General features: G+C 48.7%; 1 protein-coding gene. It reads left to right on the top strand.

All coding sequences use genetic code 11. From position 1 onward, the window contains the following. Positions 1–703 (top strand): ATP-binding protein (locus R7040_RS26130; protein WP_318097530.1); only part of this gene is annotated, 703 nt, incomplete at its 5' end. Between the last annotated feature and the right edge of the window lie 50 nt (positions 704–753).

Here is a 753-nt window from a genome sequence, read left to right as displayed (position 1 = left end):
AGGCGCATCGGAAATTCGTTCGGTAACTCGTGCATTTAACCAGATGTCGAAAGGGATTCAAGAGCTCGAAGAAGACCGCGCTCTGTTAATGGCAGGCATCAGTCATGATTTACGTACGCCGCTGACGCGAATTCGTCTCGCTACTGAAATGATGTCGCCAGAAGACAGCTATTTGGCGGAAGGGATCATCAGTGACACGGAAGAGTGCAATGAGATCATCAGTCAATTTATGGATTATCTAAAGCCTGTAAACAAAGAATCGTTTGAGTCGATTGATGTCAGTACCATCGCTAGTGACGTGGCGAGCTCTGAAGGGGGGTATGAAGTCGAGATTGAAACGGACTTGAACATGCACCTTCCTCCAGCGAAAGGCAGTCCGATTGCCATTAAGCGAGCGGTGAGTAACTTAGTTGTCAACGCACTGCGTTACGGCAACGGTTGGGTGAAAATCAGCACAGGCGTGACGGCAGACAAACAGTTGGTTTGGATATGCGTAGAAGACAACGGGCCGGGGATTGAGCAGTCGCAAATCGCGAAGTTGTTCGAGCCGTTTACCCGTGGTGATACGGCGCGTGGCAGCGAAGGTACTGGTCTGGGTTTAGCGATTGTAAAACGTATTGTTATCCAACATTCAGGTTCGGTGGTGATGCGTAATCGCAGTGAAGGCGGCTTGATCGCCCAAATCAGTTTCCCGACCAAATAATCCTCTAAAACCAAAAAGCCCAACCAAAAATGTGGTTGGGCTTTTTAATT

This window comes from Vibrio sp. 1069, assembly GCF_033340555.1.
This window is presented reverse-complemented; position numbering and strand designations above follow the sequence as displayed.